Annotated in this window: 16 protein-coding genes and 1 pseudogene; 8 read left to right on the top strand and 9 right to left on the bottom strand. The window is 61.5% G+C overall.

The window, feature by feature from the left end; translation table 11 throughout:
* Window positions 1-66: 66 nt before the first annotated feature.
* On the top strand, window positions 67-543 hold the full coding sequence (locus AWB77_RS10600; protein ID WP_061134371.1) for a septal ring lytic transglycosylase RlpA family protein: 477 nt from the start codon (window positions 67-69) through the stop codon (window positions 541-543).
* A gap of 93 nt (window positions 544-636) precedes the next feature.
* A pseudogene (locus AWB77_RS10595) lies at window positions 637-1,335 on the top strand (GNAT family N-acetyltransferase); the annotation flags it as partial.
* 56 nt (window positions 1,336-1,391) lie between these two features.
* Here AWB77_RS10595 and AWB77_RS10590 read toward each other — a convergent pair.
* Both AWB77_RS10590 and AWB77_RS10585 read right to left on the bottom strand, forming a co-directional pair.
* On the bottom strand, window positions 1,392-1,790 hold the full coding sequence (locus AWB77_RS10590) for an FKBP-type peptidyl-prolyl cis-trans isomerase (RefSeq protein WP_061134467.1): 399 nt from the start codon (window positions 1,788-1,790) through the stop codon (window positions 1,392-1,394).
* 51 nt (window positions 1,791-1,841) lie between these two features.
* Window positions 1,842-2,138 carry a DUF4148 domain-containing protein gene (locus AWB77_RS10585; protein ID WP_061134369.1) on the bottom strand — a complete coding sequence of 99 codons (297 nt, stop codon included), beginning with the start codon at window positions 2,136-2,138 and terminating at the stop codon, window positions 1,842-1,844.
* Between the two features lie 237 nt (window positions 2,139-2,375).
* Between AWB77_RS10585 and AWB77_RS10580 the strand changes: the two genes are divergently transcribed.
* Window positions 2,376-3,650 carry an MFS transporter gene (locus AWB77_RS10580; RefSeq protein ID WP_061134466.1) on the top strand — a complete coding sequence of 425 codons (1,275 nt, stop codon included), beginning with the start codon at window positions 2,376-2,378 and terminating at the stop codon, window positions 3,648-3,650.
* A 44-nt stretch (window positions 3,651-3,694) separates the two neighbouring features.
* Window positions 3,695-4,624, top strand: a complete 930-nt coding sequence (locus AWB77_RS10575) for a LysR family transcriptional regulator (protein WP_061134368.1) — start codon at window positions 3,695-3,697, stop codon at window positions 4,622-4,624.
* A 46-nt stretch (window positions 4,625-4,670) separates the two neighbouring features.
* Here AWB77_RS10575 and AWB77_RS10570 read toward each other — a convergent pair whose 3' ends face one another.
* The gene (locus AWB77_RS10570; protein ID WP_061134367.1) at window positions 4,671-5,552 is read right to left on the bottom strand and encodes a LysR family transcriptional regulator; all 882 of its coding nucleotides are present in this window, start codon (window positions 5,550-5,552) and stop codon (window positions 4,671-4,673) included.
* A gap of 289 nt (window positions 5,553-5,841) precedes the next feature.
* Between AWB77_RS10570 and AWB77_RS10565 the strand changes: the two genes are divergently transcribed.
* Window positions 5,842-7,032 carry an amidohydrolase family protein gene (locus AWB77_RS10565; protein ID WP_061134465.1) on the top strand — a complete coding sequence of 397 codons (1,191 nt, stop codon included), beginning with the start codon at window positions 5,842-5,844 and terminating at the stop codon, window positions 7,030-7,032.
* Between the two features lie 90 nt (window positions 7,033-7,122).
* Here the strand turns inward: AWB77_RS10565 and AWB77_RS10560 are convergent, their stop codons facing one another.
* Window positions 7,123-7,959 (bottom strand): bifunctional allantoicase/(S)-ureidoglycine aminohydrolase, encoded by an 837-nt coding sequence (locus AWB77_RS10560; protein ID WP_061134366.1) that lies wholly within the window; start codon window positions 7,957-7,959, stop codon window positions 7,123-7,125.
* A 365-nt stretch (window positions 7,960-8,324) separates the two neighbouring features.
* Window positions 8,325-9,230: a LysR family transcriptional regulator gene (locus AWB77_RS10555; RefSeq protein ID WP_061134464.1), complete on the bottom strand. Its 906-nt coding sequence runs from the start codon at window positions 9,228-9,230 to the stop codon at window positions 8,325-8,327.
* Between the two features lie 212 nt (window positions 9,231-9,442).
* Between AWB77_RS10555 and AWB77_RS10550 the strand changes: the two genes are divergently transcribed.
* From AWB77_RS10550 to AWB77_RS10540, 3 genes are all read left to right on the top strand, one after another.
* Window positions 9,443-10,843, top strand: a complete 1,401-nt coding sequence (locus AWB77_RS10550; RefSeq protein WP_061134463.1) for an MFS transporter — start codon at window positions 9,443-9,445, stop codon at window positions 10,841-10,843.
* Window positions 10,844-10,913: 70 nt separating this feature from the next.
* Complete coding sequence (locus AWB77_RS10545) at window positions 10,914-11,747, top strand: shikimate dehydrogenase family protein (protein ID WP_061134365.1); 834 nt, start codon at window positions 10,914-10,916, stop codon at window positions 11,745-11,747.
* Window positions 11,744-12,541, top strand: a complete 798-nt coding sequence (locus tag AWB77_RS10540) for a sugar phosphate isomerase/epimerase family protein (RefSeq protein WP_157694794.1) — start codon at window positions 11,744-11,746, stop codon at window positions 12,539-12,541. Before AWB77_RS10545 ends, AWB77_RS10540 begins: the two co-directional genes overlap by 4 nt.
* A gap of 105 nt (window positions 12,542-12,646) precedes the next feature.
* On the opposite strand, the gene AWB77_RS36815 is transcribed toward AWB77_RS10540, so the two are convergent.
* From AWB77_RS36815 to AWB77_RS10520, 4 genes are all read right to left on the bottom strand, one after another.
* Entirely contained in the window at window positions 12,647-12,838 is a 192-nt protein-coding gene (locus AWB77_RS36815) for a dioxygenase (RefSeq protein ID WP_061134363.1), read from the bottom strand.
* An 83-nt stretch (window positions 12,839-12,921) separates the two neighbouring features.
* Window positions 12,922-13,359 carry a type II 3-dehydroquinate dehydratase gene (gene aroQ, locus AWB77_RS10530; RefSeq protein WP_061134362.1) on the bottom strand — a complete coding sequence of 146 codons (438 nt, stop codon included), beginning with the start codon at window positions 13,357-13,359 and terminating at the stop codon, window positions 12,922-12,924.
* A 135-nt stretch (window positions 13,360-13,494) separates the two neighbouring features.
* Window positions 13,495-14,814 (bottom strand): MFS transporter, encoded by a 1,320-nt coding sequence (locus AWB77_RS10525; RefSeq protein WP_157694793.1) that lies wholly within the window; start codon window positions 14,812-14,814, stop codon window positions 13,495-13,497.
* Window positions 14,815-14,882: 68 nt separating this feature from the next.
* A complete protein-coding gene (locus AWB77_RS10520) occupies window positions 14,883-15,614 on the bottom strand; it encodes an enoyl-CoA hydratase-related protein (protein WP_244158514.1) in 732 nt (243 codons plus the stop codon).
* Between the last annotated feature and the right edge of the window lie 66 nt (window positions 15,615-15,680).

Genomic DNA, 15,680 nt, shown 5'->3' with positions numbered 1-15,680 from the left:
CATTGAACAGAGGGAAATGGTCCGAACCCTGCTACTGCGATGACATCGAGTTCAGGAGACTCGGAGATGAAGCAGCTTCGGACATTCGTATGCGTGATCCTGTCGTGCTGTCTGAGCACGGCTTATCCATCGCAGAAGAGCGGGTCGGCGCATCATCGGCATGTGAAGACGAAGACGACGCACGAGAGCGGGATCGACCGTTCGGGCAAGCCGCGCAAAGGCGAGGCTTCGTACTATGGCCGCAAGTTCTATAAGAAGAAAATGGCCGACGGCACGCACATGAATCCGCAATCGAACGCGGCCGCGAGCAAGACGCTTCCGCTTGGCACCAAGGCGCGCGTCACGAACCTCGACAACGGTCACAGCGAAGTGGTGGAGATCAGGGATCGCGGTCCCTACGTGAAGGATCGGATCGTCGATGTATCGCCGAAAACGGCGGACAAGCTCGGCATCAGGAAGGACGGCACCGCGCCCGTCGAAGTGAAGCCGATCGGCGTGCCGCCGCCCGACAGCGCGATGAAATCCGACACCGCCGCGCGCTGAACCCGCGTGCGTGATTTGCAGAATCGCTCGATTTTCGATGGCCGAGCTTTTAGACTGCGGATTCCCCTTCACGCAACCGGAGCGGCTTCACGCATGACGAGAACCAACGAGTATCAGCAGCCCATCGGCGAACCGGTGATGGACTGGACGCCGCGCGAGCGTCCGGCGCGTATCGAAATCGACGGGGCGCATTGCCGTATCGAGCCGCTCGACGTGGAGCGCCACGCGGCCGATCTCTTCGAAGCCTACGGTCAAGCGCCCGATGGCAGCGACTGGACCTATCTCTTCGTCGGGCCGTTCACGGACTTCGACGCGTTTCGAGACTATCTGGCGAAGGCCGCGGTGTCGAACGATCCGCTGCACTACACGGTCATCGATTCGGCGAGCGGCAAGGCGGTCGGCACGCTCGCGCTGATGCGCATCGAGCCAGTGCATGGCGTCATCGAAATGGGCAGCGTGACGTTCTCGCCCTTGCTCAAGCGGACGCGCATTTCGACGGAAGCGCAATATCTGCTGATGCGCCATGTGTTCGACGACCTGGGCTACCGGCGCTATGAATGGAAGTGCGACAGCCTGAATGCGCCGTCGCGCAAGACCGCGCTGCGGCTCGGCTTCGAATTCGAAGGCATATTCAGGCAGGCGATCGTCTACAAGGGACGCAATCGCGATACGGCGTGGTATGCGATCATCGATCGCGACTGGCCGCGCGTGCGCCGTGCATTCGAACGCTGGCTCGCCGACGATAACTTCGACGCGAACGGCAAGCAGCGCGCTTCGCTCGCGCAACTGCGCGAAGAGGGCGGCGACTGAACCGGACGCGTCGATGTGCCCGACTGAAGGTAGTTCGATTACTTCTTGACGCCGAGAAGTTCCACTTCGAACGTCAGGTCGCTGTTCGGCGGAATCGCGCCGACGCCGCGGCTGCCGTAAGCGGTTGCGGCGGGGCACGTCAGTTTCGCCTTGCCGCCGACCTTGATCTTCTGCACGCCTTCGGTCCAGCACGGAATCACGCGATTGAGCGGGAAGGTCGCGGGGCCGCCGTGCTTGCTCGAACTATCGAATTCGGTGCCGTCGGCGAGGGTGCCGCGATAGTTGACGCTCACGGTGTCGTCGGCGGACGGCTGCGCGCCGGTGCCTTGTTTGAGCTGTTCGACGACCGCGCCCGAAGGCAGTTTTTCGGTGGGATTGGCGGCAAATGCGGTCGATGCGATAGCGGATGCGGCAAGCAATGCGATGACTGATTTCATGCGATAAACCTCGTTGAGCGGAAAGGGCATTATATCGGCAGGCCTGGCGCCTCAATCCACCTGCGCCTGCGCGCACTCCGCCCGATACCATCGATCGACCTGACGCTGCGCGGCGTGGAGATCGTCCGGATAGTACGGGTCGTAAAACTTCGACGGGTCATAGCCCGCCCGTTCCAGCGCCGCCAGTTCGCTCAGATTGCGCTCGCGCGTCAACGGCGCGTGATTCCTGAGCGCCGTGAGATCGCGGCATTGCGCGGCGCTCAGGTTCGTCGCGCTCTCTTGCGTGCCGCTCGCGGCGCAACCGGCGAGCGCGATGGCCAGCGCCGGGATCATCGATAGCCGCTTCATGTCGCGTCCTCCTTCGATTCGGGGCGTCCATACGAAGTATCCCTAGTTCGATCAAAACGCGCTCGACGGACCTCCTTGCAGGCTTGCTCGCGCTGTCACCGCGCCATTGTTTGCGTTCTGCAAATGACGTATTCGCCGGTTCAGCCGTTCTTTTCCGCGCGCGTCTCGGTCACCCTCTGTTTCGTCGACGGCATCGCCTGTCAAGACGCCGCGACGATACTGACTCAGGAGACAGAGATGACCTCGAACCGGTGGGATACGTCCTACGAATGGAAAGCCGTGACGCTGCTTGCGCTCGGATTCGGCCTCGTCGGCCTCGATCGATGGCTGATCGCGCCGCTCTTTCCGGCCATCATGAAAGACCTGCATCTCACCGCGCAGGACGTCGGCAACTGCATCGGCATTCTGGGGCTTTCGTGGGGCGTCTTCGCCGCGCTGATGGGCGGCATCTCCGACAAGATCGGGCGGCGCAAGGTGCTGATTCCCGCGATCATCGCGTTCTCGCTGCTGTCCGGCTTCTCCGGCGTCGCGGGCGGCCTCGCGAGCCTGCTCGCGGTGCGCGCGCTGATGGGCGTCGCCGAGGGCTCGTTCTGTCCGACGAGTTTCGCCGCAACCGCAGATGCCTCGCATCCGAAACGACGCGGCTTCAACCTCGGCCTTCAGCAAAGCGGATTCGCGCTGTTTGGGCTGGCGCTCTCGCCAATCATCGCCACGCAACTGCTCAACGTCGTGTCGTGGCGCTGGGTCTTCGCGCTCGTCTCCATTCCCGGTCTGATACTCGGACTGCTGATGTATTTCGTGATCCGCGAGCCGCGCGCAATCGAACCGGAGTCCACGGTTCCGCAAGCGCGTGGGCATGCGCATGCATCGCAAGGCAACTGGCGCGACGTGTTCAAGAGCCGCAACATTCCCATCGCGATGATCGCGCTCTTCTGCGCGATGACCGGCGTCTTCGTGCTGGGCGCGATGCTGCCGCTCTATCTCACCGACTATCTCTCGCTCGATACGCAGCGCATGGGCATCGTGGTGTCCGCAATCGGGTTCGGCGGATTCGTCGGTCAGTTCGGCCTGCCGGGCTTGTCCGATCTCATCGGGCGGCGGCTTGCGAGCATCGCCGGTTTCGCGGGAACTGCGGTCATGCTGTACATTTTTCGCGGCGTCGGCGCACAACCGCTCGTTCTGTTCATCGTGCTGTTCGTCGCGTCTTTCTTCACGCTCGGCCTCGTTTCGCTGCTCTCAGGTCCGGTCGCGACCGAGGCGGCCCCTGTCGGCATGGTGTCGACGGCGATCGGTATTGTCGTCGGGGCAGGGGAGATCTTTGGCGGCGGCGTGGCGCCCGCGCTCGCCGGATTCGTCGCCACCAAGTTCGGAATCCAGAATATCGTATGGCTGCCGATTTGCGCGGTGATTCTCGGTATCGGCGTAAGTCTGCTGCTCGAAGAAACCGCGCCGGCGAGAGCGCGCGGGAATGCACGATCGGTCGATCTGACGGTGAGCGAACAGCCCGAGTAAGCGCGGGCTACACTGACATGCTGGACACGGCCAAAGGGACCAGCATGGATCGTTTTCTCAGTATCGAAGCCTTCGTGCGGGTCGCGGAGACGAGCAGCTTCGCGGAGGCGGCGCGGCAACTCGGCGTCGCCAGTTCGGTCGTCACCACGCGCATACAGCAACTGGAAAAGTTTCTCAACGTGCCGCTGTTTCATCGCAGCACGCGGCACGTGCGGCTGTCCGATGTCGGCGAGGCGTTCTATCGCGACTGCGCGGAAGTGGTGGGACGGGTCAACGAACTGACCGATCAGATGCGCGAGTTGCGCGCGACGCCTACTGGGCGGCTTCGCATCCAGATGCTGCCCGGTTTCGCGCTGGGTCACTTCGGCGCATCGCTGGCCGAGTTCAATCGGCGCTATCCCGGCATTCAGCTCGACGTGATCGTCAATGACCGCGTTGTCGATCCGATCGAAGAAGGGTTCGATGTCTCGTTCCAGATCTTTCCGCCCATCTCCGATTCGTTGATCGAGCGGCGTCTCTTCACGGTGCGCAGACTCTTTTGCGCCGCGCCTTCGTATATCGAAGAGCATGGCGCGCCGCGGCATCCGCGCGAATTGCTGGCGCATACGACGGCGCTTTATTCGGGCTATCCGTCGCGCAATCGATGGACGATGACGCGCGGCGAAGAGATCGTCGAAATCGAACTGCCCGGCATCATCCGCTCGAACTCCGTTCATTTGCTGCACGACTACGCGCTGACGGGCGGCGGCGTGGTGTGTCTGCCGACGCTGGTCGCGAGCGCGTCGCTCCTGAACGGCGCGCTCGTGCCGGTGCTGACGGACTACGCGCTCTCGCCGATGAACTTCGCCGCCGTCTATCCCGCGACGCAGCGCCAGGGGCTCAAGGTCAAGGCGCTGGTCGAGTTTCTCGCCGAACGTCTCGGCCCCGAGCCTGCATGGGATGTGCCGCTCATCGAGCGAGGATGGATACGATGACTGCGCAACTAACCGCCTGTTTTCACCGACACCCTTTACACCGCAGCTAACGCCGCTGCGGTCCGAACATTCGCGACAACGCGCGCGCGAGTTCCTTCACGACGGCATCGGCAGTGGGGCGATGCAGCAGCGCGATATCCATCGTCTCGATCGCGGGCATCCCGCTTTTCGTCGTCAGCAAGACGTGCTCCGGCAAAACGGCGCGCGCCGGAATCAGGCTAATGCCCAGACCGTCCGCGACCGCCGCCTGAATGCCGCTCAGACTCGAACTGATGAAGCTGAGCCGCCAGCGTCTTCCGATGCTTTCGATTGCGTTGGTCATGTCGTCGCGATACAGCCCGCGCGGCGGAAAGGCGACGAGCGGAATCGGATCGAGTTGAATCGATGGGTTCTTCGCGCTGTCGATCCATCGCAATTGTTCGGGCCAGGTCGCGACGGCCTCGCGGCTGTTGCGGCGCTGCTTCACGAGGATCAAGTCGAGATCGCCGCGATCGTAGCTGTTGCTCAGATCGCGGCTCAATCCGCTCGTTACTTCCAGCTTCACCTGAGGATGCTTGCGGTTGAATGCCGCGAGCATATGCGTCGTCTGCCCGCCGACGAAGTCTTCCGGCACGCCGAGCCGCACCGTCAAGCCGACGTTCGCGCCCGATAACGCCTCGATCATTTCGTCGTTCAGCGCGAGCATCCTGCGTGCGTAGGCGAGCAGGGTTTCGCCGGCGTCGGTCGGGCGGACGTCGCGGCTGCCGCGTTCGAGCAGCCTGTGTCCCGCCATATCCTCCAGGCGGCGAACCTTCTGGCTGATGGTCGATTGCGTCGAATGCAGCCGTGCCGATGCGGCGGTGAAGGTGCCGCAATCGGCCACCATTATGATGGCCTTGAGCAGGTCGAGGTCGAACAAAGGCGTGCGTGCTTGAGGAAGTTTTTTCATCGACCCGGATGATGTTCAGAAGGGACATCGACTTCTATCATGCGGGGAGGGCGCTGGCAATCGCGGTATCTGGCTTTCAACTGGCGCCCATTTCCACATTTAATTTTCTTATGTGCGGGCGGATGGCTAACATCGGTTCACGCCGATGAAACTCGCTCATCTCGCTCGATGCATCGGCGAGAAACGCGCGTAACATCTATCGCCAGGCGTTCGCGCCATTGCAATCAGCGCCTCGCAACGCATGTTGCGCGCACGTACAGACACTGCCGCCCGAATCGGCATGAACAACATGAATCGTTCTCTCTACCTTTCGAATGTGCGACTGACCGATGGCCAGCGCGTGTCAGTATCCATCGTCGATGGCCGTATCGAAGCGCTGGGCGCGCACGTTGACGCGCCACGCGATGCACCTGTCGAAGACGGCGGCGGCGCACTGCTGTTGCCGGGCTTCGTCGAAGGGCACACGCATGTCGACAAGAGCAACTGGGGCCGCGCGTGGTATCGCAATGAAGTAGGTCCGCTGCTCACCGATCGCATCGGCAACGAACGCGAATGGCGCAAGACCTCCGGGCACGATGCTGCCGCGCAATCGCTCGCGCTGTCGCGCGCATTCGTGCAGGCGGGCACGACGCGGTTGCGCACGCACGTCGATATCGACAGCGATGCCGGACTGCGCCATCTCGAAGGCGTACTCGCCACGCGGCACACGATGCGCGAGATGCTCGACATGCAGATCGTCGCGTTTCCGCAGTCGGGCATGCTGATCCGTCCGGGCACGGTCGAACTGCTCGACGACGCGCTCGCGCAAGGCGCCGACGTGATCGGCGCGCTCGATCCCGCGTTGATCGACGGCGATCCTGTCGCGTCACTGAATGCGACCTTCGCGCTCGCGCAACGTCATGACAAGCCGATCGATATTCATCTGCACGAACCCGGCGAGATCGGCGCGTTCACGCTTAAGCTGCTGCTCGATCGCGTCGAGGCGACGGGCATGCAGGGCAGGGTCGTCGTGAGTCACGGGTTTTGTCTGGGCGCGTTGCCTGAGCGCGAGCGCGATGCGCTGCTCGATCGCATCGCTCGTCTGCGCGTGGCGCTGCTCACGAGCGCGCCGCCTTCGTGCACGGTTCCGCCGCTCAAACTGTGCCGCGAGAGGGGCATTACGCTGTTCGGCGGCAACGACGGCATTCGCGATACCTGGTCGCCGTATGGCAAGCCCGACATGCTCGAACGCGCGATGCTGATCGGCATGCGTTACGACTTGCGGCGCGATGACGATCTGATGATCGCGTTCGATTGCGTGAGCGATGCCGCCGCGCGCGGCTGCGGCTTTGCGGACTATGGCTTGCGGGCGGGCGCGCGTGCAGATCTCGTGCTGGTCGAAGCAGATAACGTCGCGCAAGCGGTGGTCGCGCGGCCAGTGCGCAAGCTCGTCGTGGCTAATGGACGCATTGTCGCGCGTGATGGAGCGCTCGTGGCATGAACGAGTTTGAACACGGCTGCGTCGTCACGACGTCATCTGCTCGATGCGGCGGCGACGTCAGGGACGCGCAGCCGCTCGAATAGCCTATGCTCAGCGCGGTGCGTTGAGCGTCAGCTTCATGTGACGATTGACGTCCTTGTACAGCAGATAGCGGAAGCGGCTCGGTCCGCCGGCGTAACACGCTTGCGGGCAGAACGCGCGCAGCCACATGAAATCGCCTGCTTCGACTTCGACCCAGTCCTGATTCAGCCGATACACCGCCTTGCCTTCCAGCACGTACAGGCCGTGTTCCATCACGTGCGTTTCCGCGAAAGGAATTACGCCGCCGGGCTGAAACGTGACGATGTTGACGTGCATGTCGTGACGCATGTCGCTGGTATCGACGAAGCGCGTCGTTACCCAGCGGCCTTCGGTGCCGGGCATCGGAATCGGCTCGATATCCTGCTCGTTCGTGACGAAAGCTTCCGGAAGCGGCACGCCGTCCACGGCTTCATAGTGTTTGCGGACCCAGTGAAAACGCGCCGTATCCTTATGACGATTGCGCAACTGCCAGTTCGTGCCGGGCGGAATGAAAGCGTAGCCGCCTGTCTTCAGGACGTGCAGCGTGCCTTGCAGCGTAACTTCGATTTCGCCTTCGACGACGAACAGCACGCCTTCTGCGTTCGGATCCTGTTCGGGGTTTTCGCTGCCGCCGCCGGGCGCCACTTCCATGATGTATTGCGAGAACGTTTCGGCGAAGCCGGAGAGCGGACGTGCCAGCACCCACAGACGCGTCTTGTCCCAGAACGGCAGATGACTGGTGACGATATCGCGCATCACGCCCTTGGGGATGACGGCATACGCTTCAGTGAACATCGCGCGATCGGTCAACAGCTCGGTCTGCGGTGGATGACCACCGTGCGGCGCGTAGTACGTGTTGCTTGACATACGAAAGTCTCCGTTAGGGTTCACGGCGTTGTGGTGGTTCAGCGTCGGCATTACGGGAACACACCAGCGAAAGGGTCTGTCGCTGTGTGCGACCCGAGGGGGCGTGGAATTTTTAGTATAGAAACCCGGGCGAGATCGCGCGCGGGCCGACGAATCTGACCAAAATATCGGAGGTGGACGGTATCGACAAATTAAATGTTTGAATGCGGGGTATTTGGTTTGTGGATGGATGGACCGATGATTTATTAAGCACGCACATCACAAAAGTTCGATCATAAAGATTATGTAAATAATTCGTGGCGGCGGCACCGCACCAGCGAACGCTATTCCGTCGAGTTCCTCGATCGAACCGTCGCAAATAAAGCCTAATTGGTGCTCAAGAAAAGATCGGCCACGACCGAGCGCAGCCAGCGATTACCTGCCTCGTGATGGTACTTTGCATGCCAGTGCTGCCGCACGGCGAATCTGTCAACCGGAAACGGGCACGTATGGGCGGTCAAGTCGTTCACCCGCGCTAGCGTTTCACCGATGTTTCGCGGCAAGGTGGCGATAAGGTCGGTGGACTTGACGATCGATCCGAGTCCGAGCATCCCGGGAAGTTCAAGCACAACATCGCGCTCGATGTCCTCGCGCAAAAGGGCCTGCTCCAGCAGTTGAGCGCCTGTGCCCGCGGCAATGATGACGTGCCCCTCGCTGCAATACTGTTTGAGAGTCAACCTCGCACGAATACGGGGATGGCTCGGAGCGACCAGGCAGACCCAATCCTGCATATAAAGCTGTTGTTGGAACATGCCGCTCCCGAGCCATGGGACATACCCGATCGCGAGATCGGCTTCGCCAGATTCCAGCGCGCGTTCCGTGTTGCCGTCTATGCGCGCGGCCTCGAGCCGAATGCCTGGCGCTTGCGCACGTACATGCGCAAGCATTCGCGGAAGCAGCGTGATGTGGCTCGCATCGGTCATGCAAATACGAAACCGCCGCTTCGCTGTCATCGGATCGAACGAGAAATCCCACGAGGAGAACCGACGCAACGACTCCAGGATTTCTCGACATGGGCCGATCAGCGCGTCCGCCTGCGGCGTGGGCGTCATGCCGGCCGGCGTGCGCACAAACAGCGGGTCCTGTAGATAATCGCGCAGACGCGCAAGCCAGATGCTGACGGTAGGCTGGGCCTGTCCTAGCTGTTCCGCTGCGCGGGTGACGCTGCGAACGTCGTACAGCAAGTCGAAGAGCTGAAGAAGCTTCAGATCAGGCAACTCGGACGTAGTCATGTCGATCATTGTTCAACGCAATGCCCCTATTGTAGTCATTGCATTGCCAGTGCGAAAACAACTGCGTATCTTGAATTCGGATTTAGCGGTCGCGCGATGCAACTAGACCATGCCACCAGAGACGCAGCCAACGATGCTGCTCCAGTAAATCGAATCAGGAGACGTTCATGGAACAAGGACTGCCGCGTCAAGGCGGGGTGAACGACGGGCTCATGGATGAGCGAGCCCGAAAACAGGCACGCAAGGCGCGAGCTAGCGGATGGATAGGATCCGCCTTGGAGTACTACGATTTCTTCATCTACGCGCAGGCTGCCGCGCTGATCTTTCCGCAAATCTTTTTCCCCAAAGGCGATCCCAAGATTGCTATCGTTGCCTCGCTCGCGACTTACGGGGTGGGCTACGTGGCACGCCCAATCGGCGCCTTTTTTCTAGGGCATTGGGGCGACACGCACGGTCGCAAGACTGTACTGCTGATTTGCATGTTTCTCATGGGCTTTTCAACGATGGCCGTCGGCCTGTTGCCGACCTATCAATCGGTGGGCGTCCTTGCCCCTGCGCTCCTGGTGATTTTGCGGCTCGTTCAAGGTTTCGCGGTGGCGGGTGAAATTTCCGGCGCGAGCTCGATGATCATGGAGCAGGCACCGTTCGGTCGGCGCGGCTACTTTGCGAGCTTCACGCTGCAAGGCGTGCAAGCCGGCCAAATTCTCGCGGCCGCCGTTTTCCTCCCGCTCGCTTACTATATGCCCGAGGATGCGTTTGTCTCGTGGGGCTGGCGCATTCCCTTTCTGCTGAGTGCGGGCGTGCTGATCGCCGGCTTCATTATCCGTCGCGAAGTCGACGAGACGGCGGCATTCAAGAAGGAAGACGACAGCGGCCAAGTGTCTCGTGCGCCGGTTCTCGAAGCATTCAAGTACAGCTGGCCCGACATGCTTCGTGTCGTGTGCATGGCTTTCATGAACGTGATCCCGGTCGTCGCAACGGTCTTCGGTGCCGCATATGCCGTGCAGCCCTCCTATGGAATCAACTTCCACGCAAGCGTGTATCTGTGGATCCCCGTGGTGGGGAATATCGTGGCGGTCCTCGTCATTCCATTCGTCGGGAATCTCTCCGATCGCATTGGACGCCGTGTTCCGATCATTTTCGGTGCCCTTGCGTCTGGCTTGCTGTCTTATGCGTATCTTTACGCGATTAGCATCCACAATCTTCCGATCGCCTTCGTCATGTCGATCCTGATGTGGGGAGTGGTCTACCAAGGCTATAACGCGATCTTCCCCGGTTATTACCCGGAACTTTTCCCCACCCGATTTCGCGTCTCCGCAATGGCAATCGCGCAGAACATCGGCACCACCATCACAGCCCTGCTTCCCGCGCTTTTCGCGGCTGTCGCTCCACCTGGATCGCATAGTGTTCCGATGCTGATCGGCTCGATCACACTCGGCGTCACGGTCATCTCGGCGCTGGCCGCATGGAGCGCACGGGAGACCTATCGCGTGCGTCTCAGCGATCTTGGCAGAAAGGATGCAGTGCCCATTTCAAAAGAGCAATACGACGCGCTGCGCGAAGAGGCGCTAGACGAGGCGCGACTCGCAAAGGCAGCGATGCAGACCCGCTGACGCGTTGAACGGGCACCTTCAACGCGGTGCCCGTCCCTGGTTTGTTGTACGAGCATCAACGGAGACATGAATGATCACCGGCAACACCGCCATCATCGCGCACATCGGATTTCCGACGCATTCGTTCAAGGCGCCAATGATCTACAACCCGTACTTCGACCATGCGGACATCGATGCAGTCGTCGTCCCGATGGGATGCAAGGCCGGGCCGTTCCCTGAGTTTCTGCGCTCGGTCTTTCAGCTGGAAAATGTTCGTGGTGCGCTGATCACGATGCCGCACAAGGTTACAACCGTCGGCCTGCTTGACGAAGTCTCGCCCGCCGTGAAAATTGCCGGTTCCTGCAACGCCGTGCGCCGCGCTGAAGACGGGCGACTCATTGGCGACATGTTCGATGGTGAAGGCTTCGTGCGCGGCGTACGGCGCAAGGGCTGCCGGCTCGAAGGCGCACGCGCGCTCGTCGTGGGCGCGGGTGGCGTGGGCTCCGCCATCGCGGCATCGCTGGCGGCAGCGGGCATTGCATCGCTCGCGCTGTACGACGCGCGTCCCGAATCCGCTCAAGGGTTAAGAGACCGGCTCGCGGCGCACTATCCGGGACTCGAACTGAGCACAAGCAGCAACGATCCGGCCGGCTACGACCTGGTCGTCAATGCCACACCCATGGGTATGAGCGAAGGCGATCCGCTTCCGGTCGACGTCGAGCGCATATCACCCGAGACCTTCGTAGGGGAGGTGGTAATGAAAGCGGAGATGACTGCGTTTCTCAAGGCCGCACAGAGGCGCGGCTGCCGCTTTCAGGTCGGCTCGGACATGTTGTTCGAGCAGATTCCTGCCTACCTCGAATTCTTCGGCTTCCCGACGACGACGCCCGATGTTCTGCGCTCGCTCGCTACGCTCAGCTATTGATCTCCATCGTCGACATGATCACACCCCTTCTCGGCTGGTGCGGACCTCTTCGCCATGCGCCGCTCATGCAGCAGGCGGGCCTCGACTATATCGAGGCTCAACTCGTTCCGCTGCACATTGAGGACGACGCCGCGTTCGCGCAGGCGAAGTCACTGATCAAGGCGCTGCCGCTGCCGGCTCTCGCATTCAGCTACCTGTTTCCTCATGACTTCCGGCTCGTCGGGCCGGACAAAAACGATGCACGCAACCGCGCTTATTTCGATCGCGTGGTGCATTTGCTTGCGATGGCAAACGCCCGTGTGGTCGTGCTAGGAAGCGGCTGGACGCGCAACATTCCCGACGGCTGGACCAGGCGCGACGCAGAGGACGACTTCCTTCACGCGCTGGATTGGTGCGCTGACGCGCTGTGCGGGTGTGGCACGACGCTTGTCATCGAGCCGCTCAATCGCAAAGAATCGACGCTCGTCAATAGCGTAGCGGATGGCGCGCGACTGGCGCACACGCTGAATCGTCCGGAGGTGCGCGCGCTCGCGGATTTCTATCATATGGACGAAGAGGCCGAGCCGCTGGGCGAAGTGAACGCGCATGCCGGATCCTTAGCGCACGTGCATCTTGCTGATACGGGACGACTCAATCCCGGGACCGGCTCGTACGACTATGCGGCTTTCTTCGGGCACCTCAAGGCAGGTGGCTATACCGGTTTGCTCAGCAGCGAGTGCGGCATCGACGGAGATCCCGTGATCGGAATGCGCGAAAGCGCGGCGTTCCTGCGCCGCGCGTGGGATGCCGCGTAAGGCAACGTGCGCGAGAGAGATCAGGACTTCGGCGGCACGTCGATTCACTGGAGATCTGATTATTGAGCAGGCAAATCAGCGATGACAGTCCGAGCGATCCGGCCGTCAACACCACTTCGTTGTGAGATGCCGTGCTGAGTTGCTGAGTTGCTCGAGCTTCGCCACGACGGCGCAGGCCTGATGAAACTCGGCCTCGGTGAGCCGAACTTCCCGGGCCAGATCGTGCAGATGACGCACCACCGCCGACATGATTTCCCGATAGCGCGCGTCGGGCGCACGCGCTAACTCGTCGAGCACTGCGCGCGTGAGGTCCTGTTCGTTGCCGATGATGATCGCCGTCTCCGTATGGATTCGACCTGCACTCGACGCAGCCTGTCCTGTCAGGCAGCCGCGGACACCACCGCCCGCAGACCGAGGGAATAGCTTTCTATGCCGAATCCGCAAATCTGGCCCTTGACGATTTCGGCGAACACCGAATGATGGCGGAAGGCCTCACGTGCGTGGATGTTCGACATATGAATCTCCACGACGGGCACGGTCAGAATGGCGAGTGCGTCGCGGATGCCGTAACTGTAGTGCGTCCATGCACCCGCATTGATGAGCACGCCATCGACCTTGTCGGTGAACGCCTGATGGATGCGTTCGCACATGTTGCCCTCGCTGTTGGTCTGATAGCTTTCGACCTTCACGCCGAGTTCTCCTGCGAGCGCGTGCAGTTTCGCGTCGATGTCGGCGAGCGTGGCCGTGCCGTATTGAACGGGATCTCGCTTGCCGAACATGTTGTGGTTGATACCGTGCAACATAAGAAACGTTTTCATTCTTCCATCCAATGTGTACTCTAAATCCGTGACGTTAAATTCAACGATGCCGTCTCGACCAATGCGCCTGTTTTCGCGGAATTGACGATCGCTTCGGTGATGGCGCCTGCAACAGCAATGCGCGTCTTTGTCATGTCACGCTCCGTGACTTTCCGGGCCAGCATGGATCGCCCACATCGAGAGCAGATTGAACACAATGCCGAGCGCGACGATTGGCCAGGTGGCGCCTGCCGTGTGCGCCTGGATCAGCGTCGCGGCGAACGGCGCGCTGCTGCCGATCACGACCGCGAGGTTATAGGCAACGGCGGAACCGCGATAACGGAACTCCGTGGGAAACGCCTCGGCGAAATAGGCGGGCTGCACACCCGCATGGAATTGCGCCGCGCACAGCAGAAAGACGATGGCCAGGCCAATCAGCACGACATGCCCGCTCAGAATCAGCGGGAAGAAAACGATGAACGCGACAAGCATGGATCGCGAACCGACCAGCATGGCGCGTCGCCGTCCGATGCGGTCGCAAAGCGCGCCGCCGAAGCCCATCGCGACCATCGAGCAAAGATGCGCGACGATGAGAATCGCAAACGCCGTCTGCTTCGATACGCCGAGCTTGCCCGTCACATAGGAAAGAATGAATACCGTCGCGATGAAATAAGCGATCGACACGGCGGCCCACACCATCATGAGACGCAGTATCGTGCCGCCATGTTCGCCGAAACCGGCCTTCGATTGCGCGCGTCCAGAACGCTTCTGCTTCATTTGCGCTTCGAATGCGGGCGTTTCCGAGATCCGCATGCGGATGAACAGGCCGATCGCCACCAGCAGGAAGCTGAAGAGAAACGGAATACGCCAGCCAAATCTCAGGAACTGTTCGTTCGTGACGATCGCGGCGACGCCGAATAGAACCGCATTCGCCAACACCTGGGCCAGCGGGGAGCCCATCGCGATGAAGGAGCTGTAAAAGCCGCGGCGGTTCTTCGGCGCATGCTCCATCGTGAGCAACTGGCTGCCGGTGACTTCGCCGCCAAGGGCAAAGCCCTGCATGAATCGCAGAATGACGAGCGCCACGGGAGCGAGCACGCCAATCGATGCATAAGTGGGCAGCACGCCGATCAGGAACGAGCAAACGCCCATCAGCAGGAACGTAAAGACGAGCATGTTGCGGCGGCCGACGCGGTCGCCCAGCGCGCCGCAGATCAGACCACCCAGCGGCCGAGCGACAAACCCCACCGAGAAAGTCGCAAACGCGGCGAGCGTGGCCGTGGTCGCGTCACTAGCGGAAAAGAAGAGCTGTGGAAGGACCGTTGCCGCAATGGCTCCGTAAGCGGCGAAATCGAGCCATTCGAGCGCCGAACCCGCAATGCTGCTCAGCGCCGCGCGGTTCGCCATCCGCTTGTCATCGATATCTTCCGTGCAAACGGCGGCGTCACCGTTCAGTGTCTGTTCTTGCGGCGTCACTTGCGTCTCCGGTAGATTTAAGGCCGCTTCTTCGAGCGGTCCGATCGAGGGATGAATGCATTCGCCGGCTATTGGCCGGTCCACCGCGGCAGACGCTTTTCAGCGAACGCCTTGGGACCCTCCCGCGCGTCGTCGCTGGCGAGCATGCGTTGCGCGAGCGGATAATCTTCGTGCATCGTCGATGCAAGGTCAGCCTGTGCGAGGCTTCTCAGCATCACCTGCTTCGAGGCCTGAATGGCGAGCGGCGCACAGGCCAGGATGTCATCGGCTAGCGCACGTGCCCGGCTCATCAGGTCGGCTGCGGGCACGATCTCGTTGATCAGGCCAATGCGACGCGCCTCTTGCGCCGAAATGCGTCTGGCGGTGAGCACCAGCGCCATGGCGTCCTTCATGCCGATCTGTCTGGGCAGGCGCTGCAGGAGGCCGCCGCCCAGCGCCGCAAGACCGACGCGTGGCTCGGGAAGGCCGAATTGCGCATGATCGGCCGCGACGGCGAGATCGCACGCGGCAAGAATTTCCATGCCGCCGCCAAGACACAGGCCATTGACCGCGGCAATCAGCGGCTTCCACAAGTCGAAGCGATGCGTGATGCCCGCGAAGCCCGTCGCTGGCTTCGTATGGTCGCCGGTGGCATCGAGGGCTTTCAGGTCCGTGCCGACACAGAACGCGCGCCCGCCCGCTCCCGTGACGATGGCCACGCGCAACGCGGGATCTGCCGCGTAGCGGTCGAACGCGTCGGCGAGTTCGCGGTGCGCGTCAGGGTGAAGCGAGTTGAGAACTTCGGGCCGGTCGATCGTCAATGTAAGGAGCGGACCGTCGACTTCGTACCTGCAAAAACGATATGGCTCGCCTTGCATGCGAACTAT

It is taken from the genome of Caballeronia fortuita, assembly GCF_001544835.2.
Lineage (GTDB): Bacteria > Pseudomonadota > Gammaproteobacteria > Burkholderiales > Burkholderiaceae > Caballeronia > Caballeronia fortuita.
This window is presented reverse-complemented; position numbering and strand designations above follow the sequence as displayed.

Coding starts and splice junctions, on each gene's coding strand:
- AWB77_RS10600 (WP_061134371.1), top strand. CDS start 67: ATGAAGCAGCTTCGGACATTCGTATGCGTGATCCTGTCGTGCTGTCTG.
- AWB77_RS10590 (WP_061134467.1), bottom strand. CDS start 1,790: ATGAAATCAGTCATCGCATTGCTTGCCGCATCCGCTATCGCATCGACC.
- AWB77_RS10585 (WP_061134369.1), bottom strand. CDS start 2,138: ATGAAGCGGCTATCGATGATCCCGGCGCTGGCCATCGCGCTCGCCGGT.
- AWB77_RS10580 (WP_061134466.1), top strand. CDS start 2,376: ATGACCTCGAACCGGTGGGATACGTCCTACGAATGGAAAGCCGTGACG.
- AWB77_RS10575 (WP_061134368.1), top strand. CDS start 3,695: ATGGATCGTTTTCTCAGTATCGAAGCCTTCGTGCGGGTCGCGGAGACG.
- AWB77_RS10570 (WP_061134367.1), bottom strand. CDS start 5,552: ATGAAAAAACTTCCTCAAGCACGCACGCCTTTGTTCGACCTCGACCTG.
- AWB77_RS10565 (WP_061134465.1), top strand. CDS start 5,842: ATGAATCGTTCTCTCTACCTTTCGAATGTGCGACTGACCGATGGCCAG.
- AWB77_RS10560 (WP_061134366.1), bottom strand. CDS start 7,959: ATGTCAAGCAACACGTACTACGCGCCGCACGGTGGTCATCCACCGCAG.
- AWB77_RS10555 (WP_061134464.1), bottom strand. CDS start 9,230: ATGACTACGTCCGAGTTGCCTGATCTGAAGCTTCTTCAGCTCTTCGAC.
- AWB77_RS10550 (WP_061134463.1), top strand. CDS start 9,443: ATGGATGAGCGAGCCCGAAAACAGGCACGCAAGGCGCGAGCTAGCGGA.
- AWB77_RS10545 (WP_061134365.1), top strand. CDS start 10,914: ATGATCACCGGCAACACCGCCATCATCGCGCACATCGGATTTCCGACG.
- aroQ (WP_061134362.1), bottom strand. CDS start 13,359: ATGAAAACGTTTCTTATGTTGCACGGTATCAACCACAACATGTTCGGC.